Here is a 23,184-nt window from a genome sequence, read left to right as displayed (position 1 = left end):
GTTAGGCGTCTGGCGGTGTCGTGGCGCTGGTCAGGGTCCGCACCTCGTCGATGCTGATTTTCAGGACCGCGGCCAGTGCCTGCTGGTCGGCGGCGTTGCGCATCGAAGCGCGGCCCTGTTCGACACGGGCGTAGAAGGCGCGGCCGACGGTGAGGTGCGCGGCCACGTCCGCCTGGTTGAGCCCTAACCTGCTGCGCAGGGTGACGAGGGTTCGCGGCGTGCCCTCGGCGAACAGCTCGAAGGCGTCGACGCCGAGCGCCTCGGCGAGCCGGCGCAGCAGCACCGCGCGCGGTGCGTGTGTGCCCTGCTCGTAGTCGATGACGCGGATCCGTTCGGTCTCCACCGCCTTGGCCCAGGCCTCGCCGGTCAGTGATGACGGGTCGCGGCCCTTCGCGGCCAGGTCGGCCTCGAGCAGCCTCACCGCGATGTCGCGCTGCGTCAGCCCTGCCCGCTCGCGCGCCTCACGCAGCCGCTGCGGGTCGAATGCCTCGACCGCACTTCTGCCCACACGCCCTCCCGGCCATCCACCGTCCCGACCGGACAAGGATGCCGCATGGGCAGCTCGGAGCGCGGTGGTGGGCAGCCAAAGGATGAAAGGGCCCTGGGAGCGGGGCTCGCCCAGGCCGCCGTACGGCGGCGGCCTACCCCGGGCGAACGGATTTCAGGATTCAAGGTCAATCAGCGTCGGGCGGATGGGGGCGTCGCATGCACGGCGATGGGCAAGGCCAGTTGGCCGGTGTCCGGCAGGGGTCGTGGCGCGCCGATCGCGTCCGCCCAGCGGTCCTCGAATCCGGTCGGTGCCTTGTCGGCGACACCCGCGGGCGCGGCCACCCACAGGTGCTCGATCAGCGGATATATGTCACCGCGCTCACGTGCCCAAGCACGCACATAGCCGTACACGTCTACCTCCAGGCGCAGTTGCTGTGTGCCGGCCAGCGCGGCGATGTGCCGCTCGACCTCGGCCCGAGTCCCGCGCGCGGTGGTGCGTACCGATCGGTCTGCGGTGATGGCGTGCGGATTGCTGCGTGACGGGCCCTTGATCCGGCGGACCTCGTAGGCGGCCCACGTCGCAGCGGCTAGCTGCCGCGTGACGCGCTCGGCGGCCGGTAGTCCCTGCGCGATGCTGCGCTGCAGTGCTGAGGCGCGGGTGCCGAACAGTGTCGAGCGGGGATTGAGTGCGAGCGCGGCGGCCTCCAGCGTGAGGGCCTCGACGGCCCGGTCTGGATCGTCGGTCCAACGCCGGAACATCAGCGGCGCCTCTGGCCCGGCCTGGAACGGGCAGAAGCCGCAGCACGACCTGCTCCACGCCTCGCCGAACAGCTCCGCGAGGTACGCCGCGCAGCGGGCCCGGTCCCAGCCCCAGGTCACCAGCGGGAATTCCGAGACCCGTCGCGGATCGGTGCTGAATGAGCGGTCCTTGGCCACCCGGCCTAGTTCGTCGGCCGCGAACCCGATCACGTGCCGGAATTCCCCGGCGACGTTGCGTGCGATCCAGGCGTCCAGTGGCTCGGCTTTCCACTTCAACGAGCATCGTCGGGCGTTACGGGCCGTCTGCGGCACCGTGCCGGTGGCGCGCAACTCGTCGACGAGCGTGATTGGCCCGCGCATCACCATCCGCCGCGGCGTGATGGAGTCGTCGAGCACCACATAGCCCGGCACCACCTTGCGGGTGCCGGGCGTGCGCGGCTGGCGCGACATCTGCACGTAGCGCACCTCGTGCGCGCGCATCAACGGCAGCAGGTAGGTGGTCATCAGATGTTCGGTGGCCCGGTACTCGCTGCCCACCATCGCCGTGAGCACCACGAGGTCCTTCAGCGGAAAGTCCCGTGAGCCCGCATCGGTGAGCCACCGCGCCAGGATCGCCGCGCTGTCGATCCCCATGCCCAACGACAACACCACCGGCTTGCCCATCGCCCGTCCTATCATGTCTCATACGTATGATTCATGATACCATGATCTTCGGGCGTTACGGGTGTCCGAACACGCAGAAAGGACGGCGATCATGGAAGCCAGGACTCCAGCAGCGCCAACCGCAGCGCCCTATCTACGCGCACTGGCCGACGCCGGCCTGCGGGAGTCGCTGCACTGGAACGTGCAACTCCAGGCGCGCCGCAAAGCAGTCGGCCTCATTGCCGAACCCAGATCCGTGACCACCGTGATCCCGCCGACGATCACGCCGCAGGACCTCGTCGCGGCCGTGTCACGCAAACTGCCGCTGATCCGGCAGGCCGCCAGCGCACCCGAGCCTGCCACGCCGGGCTGGCTCGACTGGTACGACCTCATCGTCATCCACACCAGCGGCGGCAAGGACAGCCAAACCGCGCTACGCCGGGTCCTGCGCATCCTCGCCGCCGCTGGCGTGCTCGACCGGGTCGCGGTACTGCACCTGGTCCTCGACAAAGCCCTTGAGGACGGCGACGAACCGCGTATCGAGTGGCAGCAGGTGCCCGAGCTGGCCGCGGAGCAAGCCGCCCGCGGGAACATCTCACTTTCCGGCGAGAGCGGCTGGGCAGTGTGGAACGCTCGCCGCCAAGGCGAGGTGCTGACCAGCCGCGGGCAGTGGGCCGGGCTGATGCACTACGCGCGCCGCGATGTCGACGGCGACCTGCTCGACGACTTCGCCACGCGCCGCAAACGAGACGGCTCACCGCGCGGCTGGGCGACCATGTGGACGCGCTACTGCACCAGCGACTGGAAGACCGCGCCCGGCCAGGGCTTCACCGAGTTCCTCTGCCAACAGATTCGCACCGAGCACACCCTGACCCGTCCAGTGCGGGTGCTGCAAGTGATGGGCTTTCGCGCTCAGGAGTCCGCCGACCGGGCCGCCCGGCGGCCGTTCGCGTTCCACTTCGGCGTCAGCGCCGAGGCGAGCCGGCACGTGTGGGAATGGCTGCCGATCCACCAGCTCACCACGCAGCAGGTGTGGGCCGACATCCGCGAGCCCGGAGTGCCCTACCACCCCGCCTACGACGAGGATCTGTCCCGGCTCTTCTCTCCAGGGTTTGCCGATGTCTCATCTCCATCGATGGCCGTATCCCGCTCCGCACCACACGTCCAAGATCATCCCGCTCGCCTGATAGATCCGAAGACCCCGTCTCGCAGGTCGCGTGCCTCGGATCACCAGCTCATACCCCGCATCCGGCGCCGGCCCCGGCCGTCGTCGTCGCTGTGACGCCGGGAACCCCACCACCCCTTGCCCTATACCCCCGGGGGGTATACCTTCGGCGCATTGGAGGTGGTCGACATGACGACCGGAGACCACGAAGGTCACGCAGCACCCGGGGCCGTGACCACACGCACGCACGCCACGGCGGGCATCGCGAGCACGCACGATCATCACGGGCATCCGGCGGCGCACGCCGGTCACGGTGGCGGACATGACGCGTCCGCGCATGGGGGTGCGGGTCATGGCGGGCACGACAAGCACGCCGGTCACGATCCGGATGCGTTCCGGCGGAAGTTCTGGCTCAGTTTGGTGCTGACGGTCCCGATCGTCGCAACGAGCCACATGATCATGGACTGGTTCGGCTACACCCTCGACTTCCCCGGTATGGCGTGGGTCGGCCCGGTACTCGGTACCGCGGTGTTCCTCTACGGCGGGTGGCCGTTCCTGGCCGGTGCGGTCGCCGAGGTGCGGGACCAGGCACCGGGAATGATGCTGCTGATTGCGATGGCGATCACCGTGGCGTACGTGGCGTCGCTGGCGACCAGTGTCGGGGTGTTCGGACTGGACTTCTGGTGGGAGCTGGCGGCTTTGGTGACGATCATGCTGCTCGGGCACTGGCAGGAGATGAAAGCCATCGGGCAGGCGCAGGGCGCGCTCGCGGCGCTGGCCGCGCTGCTGCCCGACGACGCCGAACGGCTTGCCGCCAACGGTGACACCGAGCGGGTGCCGGTGGCCGCGCTTGCGGTCGGGGATCTGGTGCTGGTGCGCTCGGGTGCGCGGGTGCCGGCTGATGGACGGATCGTCGAGGGCACGGCGGCTCTGGACGAGTCGATGATCACCGGTGAGTCCCGTCCGGTGTCCCGGGGTGCCGGAAATCGGGTGGTGGCCGGGACGGTCGCGACCGACTCGGCGATCCGGGTCCGGGTGGAGGCGGTGGGTGAGGACACGGCGCTGGCGGGGATCGGCCGGCTGGTCGCGCAGGCGCAGGCGGCCAGTGGCCGGGCACAGGTGCTGGCGGACCGGTTCGCGGCGCTGCTGTTCTACATCGCGACCGCCGCCGCGGTCCTGACCTTCGTCGTCTGGTGGCTGCTCGGTGACCTGGATCAGGCGGTGGTGCGGACCGTGACGGTGCTGGTGATCGCGTGCCCGCACGCGCTGGGCCTGGCGATCCCGCTGGTGATCGCGTTGTCGACGGCGCTGTCGGCGCGGGCCGGGATCCTGGTCAAGGACCGGCTGGCGCTGGAGCGGATGCGCACGGTCGAGGCGGTGCTGTTCGACAAGACCGGCACCCTGACCAAGGGTGCGCACACCGTGACCGGCATCGCTGCCACGACCGGGTTCACCGAGGCGCGGGTGCTGGATGTCGCCGGCGCGGTCGAGGCCGACAGCGAGCACCCGCTGGCGCGGGCGCTGACCACGGCCGCCCACGAGCGGGGTCTGCGCGGGCGGGCGACGGGTTTCCGGTCGCTGACCGGCCGGGGCGTGCAGGCGGTCGTGGACGGGCGCACCTACGCCGTCGGCGGGCCCGCTCTGCTGCGGGAGCTCGGCGCGACGGTGCCGGCCGACCTGGAGGCGGCGGCGGGGCAGTGGTCGCGGCGTGGAGCGGCGGTGCTGCACCTGCTGCGCTTGGACGACGCCGGGACACCGGCGGTGATCGGGGCGTTCGGTCTGGAGGACGAGGTGCGGCCGGAAGCGCGCGAGGCGATCGCGCAGTTGCGTCAGGCCGGGATCGGCAAGATCGTGATGATCACCGGTGACGCGCGGCCGGTCGCCGAGGCCGTCGCGGCCGACCTCGGCTTCACCGCCGAGGATGAGGTGTTCGCCGAGGTCCTGCCGGCCGACAAGGACCGGACGGTGGCCGGGTTGCAGGAGCGCGGGCTGCGGGTGGCGATGGTCGGTGACGGGGTCAACGACGCGCCCGCGCTGGCCCGCGCGGATGTCGGCCTGGCGATCGGCGCGGGTACGGACGTGGCGATCGAGTCGGCCGGTGTCGTGCTGGCCTCCTCCGACCCCCGGGCGGTGACCGGCGTGATCCGCCTGTCGCAAGCCTCCTACCGGAAGATGATCCAGAACCTGGCGTGGGCGGCCGGCTACAACGTCGTGGCGATCCCGCTCGCCGCGGGCGTGCTGGCCTGGGCCGGGATCACGCTGAGCCCGGCGGTCGGAGCGGTGCTGATGAGCGCCTCGACGATCGTGGTCGCGCTCAACGCCCAACTGCTGCGCCGGGTGCGTCTGGCGCCCCGGCCGTGACCCGGTCCCGGCCGAACACCCACCAGGCCGCGTGATCGCAGCCCGAGGCAGACCACCGCCCGGGGCTGCGAACGCGTGCCGAGGTGTGTTGCACCATGGCTGCTCCCGGCCGGGACCGCGATCCGGGCGCCGTGGCGGCGATCGTGGTGAGCGTCGGTGGTGGTGCGGTGAAGGGTGGTTGCCCGGGTGGCGGGTTCGCAAGCGGTGACGTATCTGTTGAGCGCGGCCGTGGTGCTCGGGCTGGCGGCCTCGGCCGCCGCCGGTGACGTGCTGGACCTGATGAATACGGCCCCGCCGCCCGCACAGGCCGCGACCGCACAGGCCGCGGCGGACCTCAGCGCGCCGGGCGTGCGGGTGCTGCGCCAGGACCCCGCACCCGCCCGGACCGCACGCGGTGATGCTGCCGTCTCCCGTCCGCCCGCTTCCCGCCCGCAGGCCTCCCGCCCTTCCGCGGCCGCCTCTGCCCCGGCCGCCGCGGCTGCGGTGGCGTGTGCGGGTGGCCGGTGGCAGCGCGACATCGAAGCCGCTCTCGCCCGTCTGGGCGGTTACGGTCCGGTCAGCGTCAACGGCCGGTCCTCGCCGGCCGACTGCGCCGCGATCCGGGCGTTTCAGCAGCGGTTCGGTGTCGAGCCCGCCGTCGGGCAGGCGGACGCCACCACGGCGGATGTCGCCCGGCGCCTCGCGGCCAGCACCGACCCGAAGCGGGTCCGGCAGTGCAAGGCCGGCGCCGGGGTGACCGCCTGCGTCGACTTGACCCTGCAGACGGTGTGGGTGATGCGTGACGGGGACGTGGTGTTCGGGCCGACCGTGGTTCGGACCGGGTTCCGCGGTCACGCCACCCCGGCCGGGACGTACCGGATCAACAAGCGCGCGGTCCGGGAGTGGTCGAACCCGTACGAGGTGTGGCTGCCGTACTGGCAGCGGTTCAACGGCGGGATCGGTTTCCACGAGACGACCACGTACCTGCACGACGCGGCCCGCGGTTCGCACGGCTGCGTCAACCTCCTGCACCGCGACGCGGTGGCGATGTGGAAGCAGCTGAAGACCGGCACCAAGGTCCGCACCTTCGGCCGCCGGCCCGGCACCTGACCCGAGGGGGGTCCTTCACCCGGGCGGGTGACAGGCGGGCATCCGCCCCGGGCGGCACAGGTCCGGGGCGGAGCCGGGCACGGCCCGGGGCCAGGGTCTGTGTCCGGGTGGTGTCGTCATCGGCGGAGGCCGCAGACGCTACGGTGGGGCGGTGAGCGGGGCAGCAGCGATCGTGCCGGGCCGTACGGCCCGGCTGATGCTGCTTTTGGCGACCGTCCTCGGCCTGGCGCTGATGCACACCCTCGGCCATACCGGTGTCCGCACCGACACCCACCACCCGGCGAGTACCGGCACGCACGAGTCGGCGGCCGGCACGCACGCACAGGTCACCGTGGGCGTGACGATGGCGGCGTGGACGGCGTCGACGGTGTGCCCGGACGACCGCTGCGGCGGGCACGGTGGCCACGGCGCGGGTGTCTGGAGCGTGTGTCTGGCGATCCTGACCGGCCTGGTCGTGCTGGTGATGTTGCTGTGGCTGGCTGCCGCCGGCTACGACCGGCAGCGCCTGATGGCGGCGGGGGTGCTGCGGGCGTTGATGCCGCGCGCACCGCCGGACCGGCCTGCAGGTCTGACGCTGGCCTCGGTAGCGGTACTGCGCATATAGGCGACCCACCTCGACGGCGACCGCGATCGGTCGTGGCCGAGGCGCCCGCACGCGTACCCGAATCCTGCCGAAAGGTCACATTCCATCATGATGCGTATTTCCCTGCCCCCGACCACGATGCGGGGCCGTACCCTCCTCGCCGGTGCTGCAGTTACCGCCACGCTGCTGCTGTCGGCCTGCGGCGGTGATCACTCCGCCGACCCGGACGCCGGGGGCATGAACCACATGCCGGCGAGCGCGTCGGCGGCCGCACCGGCGGCGTCGGTGTCGGCTGGATCGTTCAACGACGCCGACGTCAGCTTCGCCGAGGCGATGATCCCGCACCACCAGCAGGCGGTGCAGATGGCCGCCCTCGCCGACGGCCGGGCCGCCGACAGCGAGGTCAAGACTCTCGCCGGCAAGATCGCGCAGGCCCAGCAGCCGGAGATCGACACCATGACCGGCTGGCTGGCCGCCTGGGGCCGGCCAGCACCGGACATGAGCATGGACGCGGGCATGCACCACGGGTCGATGCCCGGCATGATGTCCGACGCCGACATGAGCATGCTCACCGAGGCCACCGGCGCCGCGTTCGACACGCACTTCCTCACCATGATGATCAGCCACCACGAAGGCGCCATCGACATGGCGCAGCAGGAAGTCCAGCAAGGTACTAACGCCGACGCGAAGGCCCTGGCCCAGAAAATCATCACCGATCAGCAGGCCGAGATCACCACGATGAAGGGCATCCTCGCCCGCCTCTGACCGGTGCCCTCGACCGGGTGGGCGGGCGCTGATCGCGTCCCGCCCACCGGGCCTTGCACCTCCGGCCGACCGGGATTCGCGAAGCGCGTTTCGCACACGCCGCCAAAGGTATTTTTGGTACATTTGCCATTCGGTGTGTCAGGGATGCGGGACGGAAAGGTTCATGTTCGGGCTGGTCATGCGGATGACGACCGTGGCGCTGATCGTGTTCTGCGCCGCGATGGCCGATCATGCGCTGCCGCACCCCCACCATGCGCACGTCGCGCACGCCGCGGTCGTCGCGCCACCGGACCCGGCCGGGCCTGGCGCCGGTGATGCCGTCCCGGCGACCGGCGAACGGCCGCACGACGCGCATCCGTGCATCACCGCCGCGCTCCTGCCGCCGGTCAGTACGGGCGTCGTCGATCTGGCCGAGGTCGTTCCGGACGTTCCGGTCCGGGCCGGTGCGGTGCCCGTGACGGTCACCGCCGATGCCGCGCACCCGCCCGGCAGATCCGCGGCCGGCGTGCTCTCGACGACCTGCGTCCACCGCATCTGACAGGCCCCGGCCTGCCGCCTGCCGCCACCCGCTTCGCCCCTCTTCCGCGATGACCGATGCCGCGGGCCCGGGCCGGTGTGACGGCGGCATGCCTTCCGCGACCCTGTTGACCCTGTGCCACCCTTGCTGGCGCCCCTGTTCGTTGGGTGCGCGGGCCGGTGGCGCATGTCCTGAAAGCGGCTTCGCACATGATCGACCTGATGGGGTCCCGGCTCGACCGGCGGCCTTCACCCAGCCAGCTCATCTCCAGCTCCACCTGCCACCACCTCGACCAGCTCGTCGGGAACACGCCGGTGCTGTGGACCCCGGACATCACCGACGCGACCGACCGTGGGTTCTGGGCCAAACTCGAAGGCCACAACCCCGGCGGGATCAAAGACCGGCCCGGTCTGCACCTCATCCAGCGCGCCCGGGAACGCGGCGACCTGCCCGACGGGGCCCCGATCGTGGAGTCGACCTCCGGCACCCTCGGTCTCGGTCTCGCCCTGGCCGGCCTGATTCACGGCCACCCGGTCACCCTGGTCACCGACCCGGGCATGGAAACGTCGATGCGGAACCTGCTGGCCGCCTACGGCGCCCGTATCGACCTGGTCGAGACACCGCACCCGGACGGCGGCTGGCAGCAGGCCCGCCGCGACCGGGTCACCGCGCTGCGCGAGGCGCACGGCGGTTTCTGCCCGGACCAGTACCACAACCCCGACAACGCCGACGCCTACCAGCCCTTGGCCCTGGAACTCGCCGCGCAGCTGGGCCGCGTCGACGTGCTGGTCTGCTCCGTCGGCACCGGCGGGCACTCCGCCGGGACCGCGCGGGTGCTGCGCGAGTTCTTCCCCGGTCTGAAGCTGGTCGGCGTCGACGCGTGCGGGTCCACGATCTTCGGCCAGCCGGCCCGGACTCGGCTTATGCGCGGGCTCGGCAGCAGCATCCTGCCGCGCAACGTCGACTACCCCGCCTTCGACGAGGTCCACTGGGTCGCCGCCGCCGAAGCGGTATGGGCGTGCCGGCGCCTGGCCGCCGGGCACTACATCAGCGGCGGCTGGAGCGTCGGCGCGGTCGCGCTGGTCGCCTCCTGGCTGGCCCGGACCCTGCCCGGCGACACCCGCATCGCCGCGGTCTTCCCCGACGGCCCGCACCGCTACGCAGAAACCGTCTACAGCGACGACTACTGCCACCGCCACGACCTGCTCGGCCACCCGCCCGCACTCGGTCCGCAGCAGCTGGACCATCCCGGCGAGGCCGAGGCGACCCGCTGGACGCGCTGCACCCGCGTCATCGACCCGGCCGGGAACACGCCGTGACCGGCACCCTGACCGCGCTGCGATCCTTCGACCGGCCCGTGCAACTGTTGATGGTCAACCAGCTGACCATCAACATCGGCTTCTACATGCTCATGCCGTACCTCGCCGGGCATCTCGCCGGTGACCTGGCCATGGCCGCCTGGGCGATCGGCCTGATCCTCGGCGTGCGCAACCTCTCCCAGCAGGGCATGTTCCTGCTCGGCGGCGTCCTGGCCGACAGGATCGGCTACAAACCGCTGATCCTGGCCGGCCTCGGCCTGCGCGTCGCCGGGTTCGGCCTGCTCGGCGCCGCCGACACCCTCACCGCGCTGCTCGTCGCCTCGGCGGCGACCGGGCTGGCCGGGGCGTTGTTCAACCCAGCTGTGCGCGCCTACCTCGCCGCCGACGCCGGCGACCGGCACACCGAAGCGTTCGCCCTGTTCAACGTCTTCTACCAGGCCGGAATCCTGACCGGCCCACTGATCGGCCTGGCCCTGCTCACCGCCTCGTTCCAGTGGGTGTGCACCGTGGCCGCGCTGCTGTTCGCGGTGCTGCTGCTCGCGCAGGCGCGGGCTCTGCCGGCCCGCCACGCCCCACCGGCATCACCGGATGAGTCGCATGCCGGGCCCGGGTGGCGGCAGCCGCTGCGCCACCGCGGCTTCCTGCTGTTCGCCACCGCGATGATCACCTCCTACGTACTGAACTTCCAGATCTACCTCGGCCTGCCCATCGAAGTGCGCCGCATCACCGGTACCGACACCGCCGTCGCGGCCCTGTTCGCAGTCTCCGGGCTGCTCACCGTCGCCGGGCAGGTCCGCCTCACCGCCTGGGCGAAAGCCCGCTGGAGCGCCCCGCAGGCCATCACCCGCGGGCTGGCGCTGATGGCCGCCGCGTTCCTGCCGCTCGCCGCCACCGCCACGCTCAGCCCCGCACCCGGCGCCGGCCCCTGGGCGGCCGCGCTCGCCCTGGGGCCGGTCCTGGCCGGCACGGTGCTGCTGACCATCGCCACGATGTTGGTGTACCCATTCGAGATGGCCGCGATCGTCACGTTCGCCGGGCCACGCCTGGTCGGCACGTACTACGGGCTGTACAACACCCTCGCCGGGATCGGCATCGCCGCCGGGAACCTGCTCACCGGCGCCGCGATCGACACCGCCACCCGCCACGGCTGGCCCGCCCTGCCCTGGCTGGCGCTGACTGCCACCGGCCTGCTCGGCGCCGCCGCACTCACCGGCCTGTCCCGCGCCGGGCACCTGCACCCACCGCCGCCGGCGCCCGCAGGCACACCGCATACCGCCCGCAGCCGCGGCGGCTGACCCGCACACCCCGCCGGCGCGCCCGGCGACCGGCGGCGTTCCGCGCGACCACACCGGGTGCCGGGGCGCCTGCGCGTGTCCCGGCACCCGCAAGGCCGAAGACCAGCGGAAAAGACGCCGACAACCATCCGACCGGTCGGTGCCGCCCACGCCCCGCGCGTCGTTACGCTGCCGACCATGACGGCGGCATCGGCCCGGCACGGGATCACACGCGCCCGCGACGGCGCGCGGATGCGCGCCGCCGGACGCCTGTTCATCCTGCTGCTGCTGTGCGCGCTCGCCGGGCAGACACACGCCCTGATCACCTGCTGCGCGCCCGCCCACACCCACACCGCCGCGCCGGCCGCGGACGGGCACGCCCACACCACCGCGCAGCCGGTCGCCGGGCACGCCCACACCGGCGCCGGCACGGCCGTGCCCCATCAGGTGTTCTGTTTCGAGCATCTGTCAGGGGCGCACGAGTGCGCCCCGGCAGCCGAGCTGATACCGGACGCCGCGCTGCCGCAGCCGGACACCGTCGCCCTCCCCGCACCTGCGGTCCAGCACGTCCCGGCACCCGCACGGCGCCCAGCCCTCCCGGCCACGGCCGGCGGGCCAGGGCGTACGCGTACGGAACTGATCTCGCTTCGCATATAGGACGACGGCGCTACACCACGCCCGACCGGCGCACACCTCTCCCACGCCGGCATCGTCCTCGCGGCCCCGCACACCGCGGGTCGGCCTCCGGCCACCCGGTGATGCGCCGCCGCCCCGCGACCTCCGTAAGGCGAACAACGATGACCTCACCCACCACTGCTGGTTCCGTCGTCCTCACGGGCGCCGCTTACGGCCAGACCTGGGCCGCCGACTATGACACCCTCTACGACGACCGCGACGACATCCCCGCCGTCGTAGAGTTCCTGCGCCGTCACGCCCGCCCGGCGTCCGTGCTCGAGCTCGGCGTCGGCACCGGCCGTCTCGCGGTGCCCCTGGCCGCGGCCGGCATGCGTGTCGTCGGCGTCGACAACTCACCCGCCATGCTCGACCGGCTACGCGCCAAGCCCGGCGCCGGCCGCGTCGACGCCCGTCTCGGCGACATGCTCCACCCGCCCGCCGAGGAGATGTTCGGCTGCGTGCTGATCGCGTTCTCGACCCTGTACCTGCTCACCGACCAGGCCGACCAGCGCGCCTGCATCACCGCCGCCGCGGCCCGGCTCGCCCCCGGCGGCAGCCTGGTCGTCGAAGGCTTCATCCCCGACCCGGATCGCTGGCATCACGGCCACTCCCTGCAGGTCGACCGGTGGGATCCCGAACGCCCCGCCGTGTCCGTCGGCCGCCTCGACACCACCGCCCAGACCATCGAGACGCTGCGCATCACTCACACCGACGGACAGCCCCGCGTCATCGCCAACCGGCTGCGCTACGTCCTGCCCGCCGAACTGGACCTGCTCGCCGAATCCGCCGGCCTCACCCTCACCGGCCGCCACCGCGACCTGACCGGCCGGCCCTTCGACCCGCGGGCGCACACCCACGTATCCGTCTACACCAATCCCGCGCCACACTCCGCATCGCCGGCCTGATCGCCACCGGCCGCAGCAGCACGGCACCGTCGCGGCCGAAGGAGGCGGGCCCGCACGACACCCGCGCGCCCGCCTGCCCCAGTACCACCGACGCCCCTGCCGATCTGCTCGCCCGGCTTCGTCACCGCACCGGATCCAGCCGCCCCGGAGCCGGTGCTGGCCGCGACATTCGCCGGATACAGCCCCGGGTGGATCGGTTCAGCGTCAGCGGCTGCGGGCGCGGGACAGCATCGGCTTGGTCGAGACGGGAGTCCGCCGATGACGCGGACCTCGACGGTCACCTGTTCGCGGCGGGCCGCCGGGACGCGTAGGTCTCGGGGTGAGTGATCGCGATGACGTACCAGGTCAGCCACCTGCTTATCAGCGAACCGATGGCGGGGGCCGCGGGCGCGCAGTCCGTTGCCACCGCGTGGGCTGCGCGGGTGGGTTCACGTCGGTGACGGCCGCGCCGCGTCGACCCCGTGCTGCGCGGCGGTCAGGCCGGCTGACCGGCTACGCGCGGTGCGACGGTGGGTGCCGTGGTGTCCTCGGCGGTTTGCGGATCGATGTGGTCGACGTGATGCAGCGCTTGGGCCAGCAGCCGCCGCACGTGGTCGTCGGCGGCCGAGTAGAACATGAACGTTCCCTGCCTACGTGCGGTGACCAGCCGGGACATGCGCAGTTTCGCCAGGTGCTGGCTGACCGCGCGGTCGGCGAGGCCCCACCCCGACCTGGTCTTCGGCAACGTCAACGACCGCGCCGGCCGGCTCGCGCACCAGCCGCGCACCTCCGGGTTTAGCAGCGGCGCCATCGTCAACAGCTTCATCACCCACGTCAACGCCACCAGCACCTCAACCGGGCTGCTCATCCCGGCGGGACATATCGCCCCGCACATGTTCCGCAAAACCATGGCCACGCTCGCCGGCACCGAACCCAGCTCCGAGATCGCCCTCGGCATCCCGCTCAAACACGTCGCCGTCCGCGCACTGGCCAACCGATCCACACCCGGCTACGCCGCCACCGACACATCCTGGGCCGCGCTGCTGGACACCGCACTCGACCACGCCCGATTCACCCACCTGCACGAGCTCTACGACAACCACCACACCGGCCCCACCATCGGCTCAGGCCCGGCCGCCGAACGCCTCGCCAGCACCTTCCGGGAGATCCGCCAGACCGCGCTCGCCCGCCACGGCGACGCCCGCACCGCACACGACCTGCTCCGCAAGGCGCGCATCCCGCTACGGTTCGGCACCCTCAACCACTGCCTGTTCGACGACGCCGACCCCGCCGGCGCGAAATGCCTGGAAAACGCGATCGTGCCACCTGGCCACCGCGGCCCGCTCATCGACCGATGCAGCCCGGCCGCTGCGCCAACAGCCTCATCACCGGCACACACACCGCCATCTGGCGAACCGAGCGCCGCAGCCTGCTCACGCTGCTGGACAACCCCCGCCTCGCACCCGGCCACCACGCCGCACTACAACGGCAACTCGACGACGTCGACCAGGTCATCGCCAAGGCCACCCGATGACCGTGTCCCCTGCCACCGAGCAAGCCCTGCGCGAGGCGATGACCCGCCTGCTACGAGGCCGTGCCCGCCATACCGACGGCAAACTCACCAAGGAAAACGTCTACCGTGAGGCCGGGGTCAGCCGGGCCACCATGAACCGCGCACGCGACCTGCTCACCGCATGGGACCGCGCCGTCGCCGCACACCACGACACTGCGCCGTCCAGCACCAGCGCGGAGGAACTCGACCAGCTACGCGCGCAGCTTGGCCGTAAGACCCGCGAATGCGCTGCCCTTCAGCAGCGCCTCGCCGCCGCAGCGACCACGATCGCCGCACTCCACCACGACAACATCGCGCTCCGCGACGAACTCGCCCAGCACCACTCCTCCATCGTCATCCCGCTTGCCGCACGGCCATAGGCCACGAGGGTGACGCCGACTCGGAGCCTGCGGGCCGGGTATGGCCGCGTTAGCTGCGCAGGTCACGGCGGTGGTAGGCGAGCGTTCCGGCAACGGCCAGCGCGACCGCGATGCTTGTCATCGTCACGGCAGCTGGCCAGGCGACCCCGGTGAGGGGTACCGGTGCCAGATGCGGGAACGGCGACAGTTCTCTCACCCACGTGGGTGCGCCGGTGGCGTCGGCGAGGACCTGGAGCAGGAAGCCACCGGTGGCTGGCAGCGTGCCGGCGAGGACGGTCACGCGTGGTGCCCCGCCGAGAGCCAGGACGGCGGCACCGAGGCTGAGCGCGACGATCGGCAGCGTGTTGAACGTGCCGGCCAGCGCCGCCGGTAACGTCAGCCCGCCTCCGACCGCGGTCACGCCCGCCCAGGTCGCCAGCGCCGCGACGGTGAGCAGGATCAGCGCGCCGCCGGTGGTCGCGGCGGTCTCGGCCGCGAGCAGGCGGGTCCTGGTCAGTGGCGCGGCGGCGAGCGGGGTCAGGCGCCGGTCGGTCTCGGCGGCGGCGAACGCGCCGATCCGGACCGCGGTGAACGCGCCGGCCGGGAGGGCGAGCAGCGCGAAGAGGCTGGCGGTGAAGCCCTCCACGGTGTGCATGCCGGCGAATCCGGCCTGCGCGGCCGCGTCTGCGAAGACCGCGTTGCCGGTCAGGAACTCGGTGACGGAACGGGCGGTCAGTCCGATGAGCAGGAAGTAGGCGCCGATCCCGGCGGTCCAGGCGAGCACCGGCCCGATCGCTCGGCGCACCGCGAACGCCGCCGGGCCGCCCAGCAGCCACCGCCGCGGTGCGCGGCCGGCTGCCGGTGCGGTCAGGCCACCGCCGAGGTCACGCCGGCCAACGGCGGCAAGCGCGGCCGCAGCGATCGCGAGGGCGGCGGCGGTCAGGAGCAGCAGCGGTAGCGGATCGTCGCGGCCGTACGGGGAGCTGAGGGCGAGCAGCCCGAACGGCGACAGCCAGTGCAGCCAGCCGAGCGCGGTGAGCCCGTCGCCGATCATGCGCAGCAGCAGGCCTGCGCCGAGCACGGCGATCGCCGTGCCGGTGGCCGGGGCCCGGGCCGGGAAGATCTGCGCGGAGAGGGCGGCGACCGCGACCGCGAAGAGCCCTGCAGCGGTGACTCCCGCGCCGTGCACGATCGCCCCGGCCAGGTCTGGCCCGGCGGTCCATAGCGCGGCCGTGACCGCGATGCCGGCCGTAACCGGGACGGCCGCGATGACGGCGAGGTGCTGCAGGAAGACGGCACGCGGCGTAGATCGGCCGGCCAGCAGCAGGCTCCAGCGGCCGGCTTCCTCCTCGCCGCGCAGGACGCGGGTGGTGGTGAGCGTGGCCCAGACGGTGAGGATGACGGTCAGGACGGTGCCGATGCGCCAGACGGTGAAGCCGCCGGCGTGGTCGAGCGCGATCGGGGTGCCGAACAGGGTGCGGATGGCCGGGTTCGCCGCGATCCGCGTCAGCCCGGCCGCGGCGGCCGGATCGGCGGTCAGCCCGTCGTAGGTGGCCGTGACCAGGGCCGGCATGCCGGCGGCGAGCAGGAGAACGATCGCGCCGCCACGGCGGATCTGCCGGACGGCGAGCCCGGTGACCGCCGCGCCCGGCCGGGCCGGGAGGGTGAGCGCCGGGGCGGTCATCGTCCGTTCTCCGTGCCGTAGTAGTCGAGGAACATCTCCTCGAGGCTGGGTTCGCGGACAGCGAGCGCGGTCACGTCGGCGGCGGCGAGCACCCTCAGTGCGGGCGCGGGTGGACCGGTGAGCGCGAACCGCAGCCGGCCCTCGCCCGTGGTCTGCACACCATCGACGCCGGGCACCGCGGTCAGCGTGGGCTGCTGGCCGGTGTAGCTGACGGTGACCTCGGCTCGGTGCAGCGCCCGCAGCGCGGGCACGGAGGCCACCTCGACGAGCCGGCCGGCGCGCAGGATCCCCACTCGGTCGCAGACCGCCTCGACCTCGGCGAGCTGGTGCGAGCTGAGAAAGACGCTCTGCCCGCGCTCGCGCGCCTCGGCGACCGCGGCCCGGAACTGCTGCTCCATCAGCGGGTCCAGGCCGCTGGTCGGCTCGTCCAGCACGAGCAGCGGGGCGCGGGTGGCGAACGCCGCGATCAGCGCGACCTTCTGCCGGTTGCCGGTGGAGTAGGTACGCGCCGCTCGCGACGGGTCCAGGTCGAACCGCTCGACCAGGGCGTCGCGGTAGGCGAGGTCGGTGCCCGGGCCGGTGGAGGCGAGCAGGTGCAGGATCTCCGCGCCGGTCAGCTGCGGCCACAGCGCCACGTCGGCCGGCACGTACGCCAGATGCCGGTGCGCGTGGGCCACGTCGGCCGCGTCGACGCCGGCGATCAGCGCCCGCCCGGCGGTCGGGCGGGCCAGGCCGAGGATCATGCGGATGGTGGTGGACTTCCCGGCGCCGTTCGGGCCGAGGAAGCCGAAGACCTCACCGGCGCCGACGTCCAGGGTCAGGTCGTCGACGGCGGTCAGCCGGCCGTACCGTTTGGTGAGGTTGATGGTGCGCAGCACGGACTCGTCCATCGGAGGAAGCCCTTCGGTCGCAAGCGGATCAGGACCGCCGACCAGACTTCCCGGCACACCTATCGGCCACCGTACTCCCGCCCACACCGGCGGGGAAGTGTCAGGCCCGCGACTCGCCCTGATACACGTCCGGCACACCGTCCGCGTCGGCGTCGCGCTCCTCGATCTCGCGCAGTCGCCGGTAATGCCGGTTGCGCACACGCAGCACCACGGTTGCCAGCAGCGCCGAGAGGAACGAGCCGGCCAGGATGCCGATCCGGGCGTGCTCGTCCTTCACACTGCCGGCGCCGAACGCCAACTCGCCGATCAGCAGCGACACCGTGAACCCGATCCCGGCCAGCAGCGACAGGCCCAGCACGTCCCACCAGCCGAGCTGGTCGCCGAGCGTGGATCGGGTGAACCGCTGCACCAGCCAGGTCGCGCCGAGCACGCCGACCGCCTTGCCTGCCACCAGCCCGGCGATGATGCCGATAGTGACCGGGTCGGCCATGGTCGCGCCGAGCCCGCCCGCGCCGGCGACCGAGACGCCGGCGGCGAAGAACGCGAAGACCGGCACCGCCACGCCGGCCGAGAGCGGCCGCCAGCGGTGCTCGAAGTGCTCGGCCAGGCCCGGTCCGTCGCCGCCGGCCCGGCGCACGACCGGGACGAGGAAGCCGAGCAGGACGCCGGCGACGGTGGCGTGGACGCCGGAGGCGTGCACCAGCGCCCACGCGGCGGCGGCCAGCGGCAGCAGCAGCCACCAGGAGCGGACCCGGCGCTGCACCAGGAACCCGAACAGCCCCAGCGGAATCAGCGCCGCCGCCAGCGGAAGCAGCTGCAGCGAGCTGGTGTAGAACACCGCGATGATCAGGATGGCGAGCAGGTCGTCGACGACCGCGAGGGTGAGCAGGAACGTGCGCAGCGCGGCTGGCAGATGCGAACCGACGACGGCGAGGACGGCGAGTGCGAAGGCGATGTCGGTTGCGGTCGGCACCGCCCAGCCGGACAGCGCGCCACCATCGGCGGTGGCGTTGATCGCGGTGTAGATGATGGCGGGTACGGCCATGCCGCCGACCGCGGCTGCGATCGGCATGACGGCGCGGCGCGGGTCGCGCAGGTCACCGGCGATGAACTCGCGTTTGAGTTCCAGCCCGGCGACGAAGAAGAAGATCGCCAGCAGACCGTCCGCGGCCCACTGCGCCAGCGTGAGGTCCAGGTGCAGCGCGTGCGGGCCGACTGTCACCTCGCTCAGCGTCCGGTACGCCTCCGACCAGGGCGAGTTCGCCCACAGCAGCGCCAGCACGGCCGCGCCCAGCAGCAGCGCGCCGCCGACGGTCTCCGCGCGCAGGATCTCGGCGATCCGCCGGGCCTCGGGCCAGCTGCGGCGGCCGAACAGGTGACGGGCGGGACGTGGCGGCACACCGGACATGAGACTCCCTCAGGAAGGCACGACGAAACCATCGCCGACCAGCCTTCCCGGCACACCTGCACCCAACCTACCGTGACCGGCCGGCCGGTGCAGCGGCACAGATCACCGGCGCACGCCCACGACCCGCTCCAATGCGTCGACAGCGTCCGCGGCACCGTTCTCCGCGCGGATCCGCTCGCCGAGCAGCCGCGCCGCCTCCGCCATCCCCGCGTCGCGGGCGGCCTGCCGGATCGCGGCGCCGAGCGCGGCCGCGTCCAGGCGGGTCTGCGGCACCGGTGGCGGGGCGACACCGAGCCGGTGCATGCGCCGGCCCCAGAACGGCTGGTCGGCCACGAACGGGCAGATCACCTGCGGGACACCGGCACGCGCGGCGGCCGCGGTGGTCCCGGCACCGCCGTGATGGACGATCACCGCGCACCGCGGGAACACCACCTCGTGCGGCACATCACCGGCGACGAACGCATGCCGGTCGGAGACGAACCGTTGCAGGCCACCCCAGCCGCCGGCCACGACCCCCGGCAGGCCCGCCAGATCGAGGGCCTGCAGCACGGTACGGGTGGCGGCGGCCGGGGCCGGGCCGGCCATGCTGCCGAACCCGACGAACACCGGCGGCTGCCGGCCGTCCAGCAGCGCCCGCACATGCGGTTCGACAGCCCCGCCGGCGGTGGTGGTGGCCGGTGGGGTGAACCAGTAGCCGGTGACCTGCGCCGTGGGGGGCCAGTCCGCCGGGCGCGGCAGGACCGCCGGGCTGATCGCGTGCAGCACCGGCGCCGGCCCGCCGTCGGGGCGCCGCGCCGGATCGTGCCGGCCGCGCCGCCGTGGCAGGCCCAGCCCGGCACGCCACCGGTCGACGGTGCGGCCGAACATCAGCGCCGGCGCCTGCATCCCGGCGTAGGTGGCCCGGTTCAGCCGGCCCGGCAGCCGGTCGGAGACGTCCTGGCCCGGCCACGGGAACTCACGGGTCGGCACGTACATCGGCAGAGGCAGGCCCAGCACGGCGGGCACGCCGAGTTTCTCGGCCACGTGCTGCCCGGCGATCACCTGACCGTTGTGCACGATCACGTCCGCGCCGGCACCCTCGCCGGTCGAGGCGACCTGCCAGCAGTCGTCGAGGACCCGGCCGAACATCGCCGGCATCCGCCGCATGAGCGCCGCCTTCCCCCGGATCCCGCCCTTGGCGACGTCCTCGACGCCCGAACCGTCGTCTAGCACCCGCAGCGGCCCGTCGTCGAGCACAGCGAAGGGCACGGCGTGGACGGCGGCCAGTGCGGCGAACCGCGCAGGTGCCGCGATGAGCGCTTCGTGACCGCGGTGCCGCAGGTGGTGGGCGAGGGCGATGAACGGCTGCACGTCGCCGCGGGTGCCCAGCGTCAGCATCAGAACCTTCATGGGTGAGCCCTTTCGTCGCACGCAAAATGTCGCGCCGACCAGACTTCCCGGCTCACCGGCCGTCAGCGTACGCCCACGACGACCTGTCGCGCAGCATGGCGGCGCTGACCCAGCACAGTCCGCACGCCATCGACAGCAGTTCCAGCAGCCCGGCCGGCCCCGTGCCGATGATGTCGCGCTGTACCAGCCGGAACACGATCCCCGCCGCGACCGCCAGCCCCGCCACCGCCCAAGCCACGGCCACACACACGGCCGCCCACCGGAACCGGCCGCGCCGCCGGGCATCTCGACCGGCCACGACGGCTGCGGCGATCATCCCGGCGAACAGCATCGTGCCGCCCACCTGATGCACCGCCCCGGCCACGGTGATCGCTTCTGAGGCGGCGGGCGGATATCCCAGGGCCGGATCCGTCGGGAACACCCCCGCGACGATCAACCCCGCCGCCACCACACCCAGCAGGCGCCACTGCCACACCGGCCCCGGCATCGGGCGGCGGCCAGCGATCAGCACCGCCACCAGCAGCAACACCCCACAGACCGCGAACAGCAGCCGGATCAGAACGTTGCCGTCGCCCGAGGTCAGCTGGCTGACGCCGTGACGCACCTGGTCATAGCCGTCCCGCGTCGCACCGCCCCACAGCAGACCGACGAGCAGCAGCACGGGGCAGACCGCACCGCACAAGAAAATCCATCGCAGCACTCGAGTGGCGCGCATGATGACTCCGACGCCGACCAGACTTCCCGGCACACCATCAGACGACATCGATTGCCGTGCACTGTAGACCGCCTGCCGCTCCTTGTCACGCTGCTGATCGTCGCGCCGGCTGGCCTGCCGCCATGGCGCACGAGCGCCGGCAATTCGACGGGTGAATGAGTGTCCTCGCCAAGGGCCAGCAGAGTTGCGACTGAGAAACCGACTCGACTCCTCGCGGTCGGCCCGACGACGGCGTCATCACGCACGCGGGGCTGACGTCCGGGCAGCCTGTCACTGAGCTGTGTGACAGCGCGGCCGACCGGATTCGTGTCGGGCGGTTCACCGCGCGGCGTCCCCGAGGCCGGTCCCGCCGGCATGCCATGCTGCCCGTCTCGGAGGCGTCCCGCTGATACGCTGCGCGCAGGTGTGCCGGGAAGCCTGGTCGGCGATGTTCGATTCATCGTGCCCACAGGAAGCCCCGCCACCATGTCTCTGCTGCCACCGTGTACGCCGATATCACCGGCACCGGTCTACCGTGACCCCGCCTCGGGCCGACTTGAGCCGCGGTGCGTGCCGGGGCGGGCGAGGCTGCCGTTGCGATCACCACGCCGCACCGGATGCTGACCCGGCGCGGACGCGAAATCCTAGCCGGGCCAGCACGCGCGTGGCGGCGGCGAGCCGACCGGTTCCGGCATCCCGCCCAGGTGATCACGGTCGGGTTCGGCGCGGCGGTCGCGGCCGGCACCGGGTTGCTGAGCCTGCCGTGGGCGACCGCGTCGGATGAACCTGCGTCGCTGGTCGACGCGTTGTTCACGGCGACGTCCGCGGTCTGTGTGACGGGCCTGGCCACGGTCGACACCGGCACCCACTGGTCGCCGTTCGGGCAGGCGGTCATCCTGCTGCTGATCCAGGCCGGGGGCTTGGGGATCATGACGCTGGCTACGATGCTGACCCTGCTGCTGTCCCGCCGGCTCGGGCTGCGTGCGAGGTTTCTGGCGCAGGCGGAGACGAAGAGTCTCAGCCTGCACGACGTGCGTGGGCTGGTGCGCCGCATCGTGCTGTTCAGCCTCGGTACCGAAGCCCTCGTCGCCGCTGTACTGACCATCAGACTGATCACCGGCTACGGGCTCGCACCGGCGGATGCGCTCTACAGCGGTGTGTTCCATGCGATCTCCGCGTTCAACAACGCCGGGTTCTCTCTCCACGCCGACGGCCTGGTCCGCTACGCCGGCGATGCGTGGATCTGCCTGACCGTGGCCGCGGCGGTCATCGTCGGCGGTCTGGGCTTCCCGGTCGTCTTCGAGCTCGCCCGCGGATGGCGGCGCCCGGGCCGCTGGTCGGTGATGACCCGCATCACCGTCACCCTGACTGCGGTCCTGCTCGCCGCGGGCACGGCCGTGTTCACGGCGGCGGAATGGACGAACACCCGTACCCTCGGCGCCTTTGCACCGGGTGACCGGCTGCTGGCCGGGTTCTTCGCCTCCGCGATGGCGCGGACCGCCGGGTTCAACAGCGTCGACATCGGCGCGCTGCGGCCGGAGAGCCTGCTCGCCACGGACGTGCTGATGTTCATCGGTGGCGGCAGCGCCGGCACCGCGGGCGGGATCAAGGTCACCACGTTCGGGGTGCTGGCCTTCATGCTCTGGTCGGAGATCCGCGGCCGGGCTCACGTCAACGCCGGGCGCCGCCGTATCCCCGCCACCAACCAGCGCCAGGCCCTGGCGATCGCCCTGCTCAGCGTCGGCACGGTCATCGCCGCCACCTTCACACTGCTGGCCGTGACCACGCACACCCTCGACGCGGTGCTGTTCGAGACGATCTCGGCGTTCGCGACCGTCGGCCTGTCGACCGGCATCACCGCGGACCTGCCGACGCAGGCGCATCTGCTGCTGGTGGTGCTGATGTTCGCCGGGCGGATCGGCCCGCTGACCCTGGCCTCCGCACTGGCGCTCCGCGACCGTGACCAGCGCTACGAACTGCCCGAGGAGAGAACCATCGTTGGCTGACACACCCACCGCACCCGTCGTCGTCATCGGACTCGGCCGGTTCGGCACCGCCCTCGCCGTCGAACTCGACCGGCGCGGCACCGAAGTCCTCGCCATCGACGGCAACCCCGCCGTCGTGCAGAAACTCGCCGGACGGCTCCCACACGTGGTCACCGCCGACAGCACCGACGCCGAGGCCCTGCACCAGCTCGACATCACCGCCTTCCACCGCGCGGTCGTCGCGATCGGCACCGACATCCAGGCCAGCATCCTCACCACCGCGCTGCTGTCCGACCTCGGCATCCGCGACATCTGGGCCAAAGCCGTCAACGCCCAGCACGCCGGCATCCTCTCCCGCGTCGGCGCCCACCACGTCGTCTTCCCGGAGAACGACATGGGCGAACGCGTCGCCCACCTGCTCTCCGGCCGGATCCTCGACTACGTCGAAGTCGACGCCGACTTCGCCGTCATCAAGACCACCCCACCCCGCGACGTCGTCGGCGTCCCGCTACGCGAATCGAGGCTGCGCAGCCGCTGGGGCGTCACCGTCGTCGCCGTGAAACCCCAGGCACCGGCCCCCGGCGCACCACGCGGCTTCACCTACGCCACCCCGGACACCGTGCTCGCCTACGGCGACATCGTCCTGGTCGTCGGCGCCATCGACAAAGTCGAACGCTTCGCCGAAACCGACTGACCCGCAC

22 protein-coding genes are annotated in these 23,184 nt (G+C 72.3%); 14 read left to right on the top strand and 8 right to left on the bottom strand.

Annotation, left to right across the window (positions count from 1 at the left end; all coding sequences use genetic code 11):
- Window position 1: 1 nt before the first annotated feature.
- Together J2S41_RS21935 and J2S41_RS21930 are read right to left on the bottom strand one after the other, a co-directional pair.
- Window positions 2-508 carry a helix-turn-helix transcriptional regulator gene (locus J2S41_RS21935; RefSeq protein WP_310370011.1) on the bottom strand — a complete coding sequence of 169 codons (507 nt, stop codon included), beginning with the start codon at window positions 506-508 and terminating at the stop codon, window positions 2-4.
- Window positions 509-678: 170 nt separating this feature from the next.
- A complete protein-coding gene (locus J2S41_RS21930) occupies window positions 679-1,911 on the bottom strand; it encodes a hypothetical protein (protein ID WP_310370009.1) in 1,233 nt (410 codons plus the stop codon).
- A gap of 91 nt (window positions 1,912-2,002) precedes the next feature.
- On the opposite strand from J2S41_RS21930, the gene J2S41_RS21925 reads away from it, so the two are divergent.
- The 10 genes from J2S41_RS21925 (at window position 2,003) to J2S41_RS21880 (ending at window position 12,543) form a co-directional block, all read left to right on the top strand.
- Window positions 2,003-3,172, top strand: coding sequence for a phosphoadenosine phosphosulfate reductase domain-containing protein (locus J2S41_RS21925; RefSeq protein WP_310370008.1), 1,170 nt, complete (start codon window positions 2,003-2,005; stop codon window positions 3,170-3,172).
- 336 nt (window positions 3,173-3,508) lie between these two features.
- Window positions 3,509-5,416: a heavy metal translocating P-type ATPase gene (locus tag J2S41_RS21920; protein ID WP_374728145.1), complete on the top strand. Its 1,908-nt coding sequence runs from the start codon at window positions 3,509-3,511 to the stop codon at window positions 5,414-5,416.
- Between the two features lie 204 nt (window positions 5,417-5,620).
- On the top strand, window positions 5,621-6,505 hold the full coding sequence (locus J2S41_RS21915; protein ID WP_307240536.1) for a L,D-transpeptidase family protein: 885 nt from the start codon (window positions 5,621-5,623) through the stop codon (window positions 6,503-6,505).
- A 151-nt stretch (window positions 6,506-6,656) separates the two neighbouring features.
- Entirely contained in the window at window positions 6,657-7,109 is a 453-nt protein-coding gene (locus tag J2S41_RS21910; protein WP_307240538.1) for a DUF6153 family protein, read from the top strand.
- Between the two features lie 87 nt (window positions 7,110-7,196).
- A complete protein-coding gene (locus tag J2S41_RS21905) occupies window positions 7,197-7,853 on the top strand; it encodes a DUF305 domain-containing protein (protein WP_307240539.1) in 657 nt (218 codons plus the stop codon).
- 163 nt (window positions 7,854-8,016) lie between these two features.
- Window positions 8,017-8,391 (top strand): hypothetical protein, encoded by a 375-nt coding sequence (locus J2S41_RS21900; protein ID WP_307240541.1) that lies wholly within the window; start codon window positions 8,017-8,019, stop codon window positions 8,389-8,391.
- Between the two features lie 188 nt (window positions 8,392-8,579).
- Entirely contained in the window at window positions 8,580-9,689 is a 1,110-nt protein-coding gene (locus tag J2S41_RS21895) for a PLP-dependent cysteine synthase family protein (protein WP_307240543.1), read from the top strand.
- The gene (locus tag J2S41_RS21890) at window positions 9,686-10,984 is read left to right on the top strand and encodes an MFS transporter (protein ID WP_307240545.1); all 1,299 of its coding nucleotides are present in this window, start codon (window positions 9,686-9,688) and stop codon (window positions 10,982-10,984) included. The genes J2S41_RS21895 and J2S41_RS21890 overlap by 4 nt, the downstream gene beginning before the upstream one ends.
- A 177-nt stretch (window positions 10,985-11,161) precedes the next feature.
- Complete coding sequence (locus J2S41_RS21885; RefSeq protein WP_307240547.1) at window positions 11,162-11,620, top strand: hypothetical protein; 459 nt, start codon at window positions 11,162-11,164, stop codon at window positions 11,618-11,620.
- 101 nt (window positions 11,621-11,721) lie between these two features.
- Window positions 11,722-12,543 carry a class I SAM-dependent methyltransferase gene (locus tag J2S41_RS21880; protein WP_310376449.1) on the top strand — a complete coding sequence of 274 codons (822 nt, stop codon included), beginning with the start codon at window positions 11,722-11,724 and terminating at the stop codon, window positions 12,541-12,543.
- A 475-nt stretch (window positions 12,544-13,018) separates the two neighbouring features.
- Here the strand turns inward: J2S41_RS21880 and J2S41_RS21875 are convergent, their stop codons facing one another.
- Complete coding sequence (locus J2S41_RS21875) at window positions 13,019-13,159, bottom strand: hypothetical protein (protein ID WP_310370004.1); 141 nt, start codon at window positions 13,157-13,159, stop codon at window positions 13,019-13,021.
- A gap of 22 nt (window positions 13,160-13,181) precedes the next feature.
- Between J2S41_RS21875 and J2S41_RS21870 the strand changes: the two genes are divergently transcribed.
- Both J2S41_RS21870 and J2S41_RS21865 read left to right on the top strand, forming a co-directional pair.
- Entirely contained in the window at window positions 13,182-14,165 is a 984-nt protein-coding gene (locus tag J2S41_RS21870; RefSeq protein ID WP_310370003.1) for a hypothetical protein, read from the top strand.
- A gap of 22 nt (window positions 14,166-14,187) precedes the next feature.
- Window positions 14,188-14,454: a hypothetical protein gene (locus tag J2S41_RS21865; protein WP_310370002.1), complete on the top strand. Its 267-nt coding sequence runs from the start codon at window positions 14,188-14,190 to the stop codon at window positions 14,452-14,454.
- Between the two features lie 49 nt (window positions 14,455-14,503).
- Here J2S41_RS21865 and J2S41_RS21860 read toward each other — a convergent pair whose 3' ends face one another.
- The 5 genes from J2S41_RS21860 to J2S41_RS21840 all read right to left on the bottom strand — a co-directional run bounded on the left by J2S41_RS21860 (window position 14,504) and on the right by J2S41_RS21840 (window position 20,465).
- The gene (locus tag J2S41_RS21860) at window positions 14,504-16,117 is read right to left on the bottom strand and encodes an efflux permease Rv1217c-related protein (RefSeq protein WP_307240557.1); all 1,614 of its coding nucleotides are present in this window, start codon (window positions 16,115-16,117) and stop codon (window positions 14,504-14,506) included.
- On the bottom strand, window positions 16,114-17,007 hold the full coding sequence (locus J2S41_RS21855; protein ID WP_310370001.1) for an ABC transporter ATP-binding protein: 894 nt from the start codon (window positions 17,005-17,007) through the stop codon (window positions 16,114-16,116). Before J2S41_RS21855 ends, J2S41_RS21860 begins: the two co-directional genes overlap by 4 nt.
- Window positions 17,008-17,107: 100 nt before the next feature.
- A complete protein-coding gene (gene nhaA / locus J2S41_RS21850) occupies window positions 17,108-18,415 on the bottom strand; it encodes a Na+/H+ antiporter NhaA (protein WP_310369999.1) in 1,308 nt (435 codons plus the stop codon).
- 102 nt (window positions 18,416-18,517) lie between these two features.
- On the bottom strand, window positions 18,518-19,804 hold the full coding sequence (locus tag J2S41_RS21845) for a glycosyltransferase (RefSeq protein ID WP_310369997.1): 1,287 nt from the start codon (window positions 19,802-19,804) through the stop codon (window positions 18,518-18,520).
- Between the two features lie 52 nt (window positions 19,805-19,856).
- Window positions 19,857-20,465, bottom strand: a complete 609-nt coding sequence (locus J2S41_RS21840) for a DUF998 domain-containing protein (RefSeq protein WP_310369995.1) — start codon at window positions 20,463-20,465, stop codon at window positions 19,857-19,859.
- 674 nt (window positions 20,466-21,139) lie between these two features.
- Here J2S41_RS21840 and J2S41_RS21835 point away from each other — a divergent pair.
- Together J2S41_RS21835 and J2S41_RS21830 are read left to right on the top strand one after the other, a co-directional pair.
- Window positions 21,140-22,504: a TrkH family potassium uptake protein gene (locus J2S41_RS21835; RefSeq protein ID WP_310376447.1), complete on the top strand. Its 1,365-nt coding sequence runs from the start codon at window positions 21,140-21,142 to the stop codon at window positions 22,502-22,504.
- Window positions 22,497-23,177, top strand: a complete 681-nt coding sequence (locus J2S41_RS21830) for a potassium channel family protein (RefSeq protein WP_310369993.1) — start codon at window positions 22,497-22,499, stop codon at window positions 23,175-23,177. Before J2S41_RS21835 ends, J2S41_RS21830 begins: the two co-directional genes overlap by 8 nt.
- Window positions 23,178-23,184: the final 7 nt, after the last annotated feature.

Origin of the sequence: Catenuloplanes atrovinosus, from assembly GCF_031458235.1 — a bacterium.
GTDB classification, from domain to species: domain Bacteria; phylum Actinomycetota; class Actinomycetes; order Mycobacteriales; family Micromonosporaceae; genus Catenuloplanes; species Catenuloplanes atrovinosus.
This window is presented reverse-complemented; position numbering and strand designations above follow the sequence as displayed.

Coding starts and splice junctions, on each gene's coding strand:
- J2S41_RS21875 (WP_310370004.1), bottom strand. CDS start 13,159: ATGTTCTACTCGGCCGCCGACGACCACGTGCGGCGGCTGCTGGCCCAA.
- J2S41_RS21930 (WP_310370009.1), bottom strand. CDS start 1,911: ATGGGCAAGCCGGTGGTGTTGTCGTTGGGCATGGGGATCGACAGCGCG.
- J2S41_RS21925 (WP_310370008.1), top strand. CDS start 2,003: ATGGAAGCCAGGACTCCAGCAGCGCCAACCGCAGCGCCCTATCTACGC.
- J2S41_RS21845 (WP_310369997.1), bottom strand. CDS start 19,804: ATGAAGGTTCTGATGCTGACGCTGGGCACCCGCGGCGACGTGCAGCCG.
- J2S41_RS21905 (WP_307240539.1), top strand. CDS start 7,197: ATGATGCGTATTTCCCTGCCCCCGACCACGATGCGGGGCCGTACCCTC.
- J2S41_RS21900 (WP_307240541.1), top strand. CDS start 8,017: ATGTTCGGGCTGGTCATGCGGATGACGACCGTGGCGCTGATCGTGTTC.
- J2S41_RS21855 (WP_310370001.1), bottom strand. CDS start 17,007: ATGGACGAGTCCGTGCTGCGCACCATCAACCTCACCAAACGGTACGGC.
- J2S41_RS21865 (WP_310370002.1), top strand. CDS start 14,188: ATGAACCGCGCACGCGACCTGCTCACCGCATGGGACCGCGCCGTCGCC.
- nhaA (WP_310369999.1), bottom strand. CDS start 18,415: ATGTCCGGTGTGCCGCCACGTCCCGCCCGTCACCTGTTCGGCCGCCGC.
- J2S41_RS21880 (WP_310376449.1), top strand. CDS start 11,722: ATGCGCCGCCGCCCCGCGACCTCCGTAAGGCGAACAACGATGACCTCA.
- J2S41_RS21920 (WP_374728145.1), top strand. CDS start 3,509: ATGATCATGGACTGGTTCGGCTACACCCTCGACTTCCCCGGTATGGCG.
- J2S41_RS21885 (WP_307240547.1), top strand. CDS start 11,162: ATGACGGCGGCATCGGCCCGGCACGGGATCACACGCGCCCGCGACGGC.
- J2S41_RS21860 (WP_307240557.1), bottom strand. CDS start 16,117: ATGACCGCCCCGGCGCTCACCCTCCCGGCCCGGCCGGGCGCGGCGGTC.
- J2S41_RS21895 (WP_307240543.1), top strand. CDS start 8,580: ATGATCGACCTGATGGGGTCCCGGCTCGACCGGCGGCCTTCACCCAGC.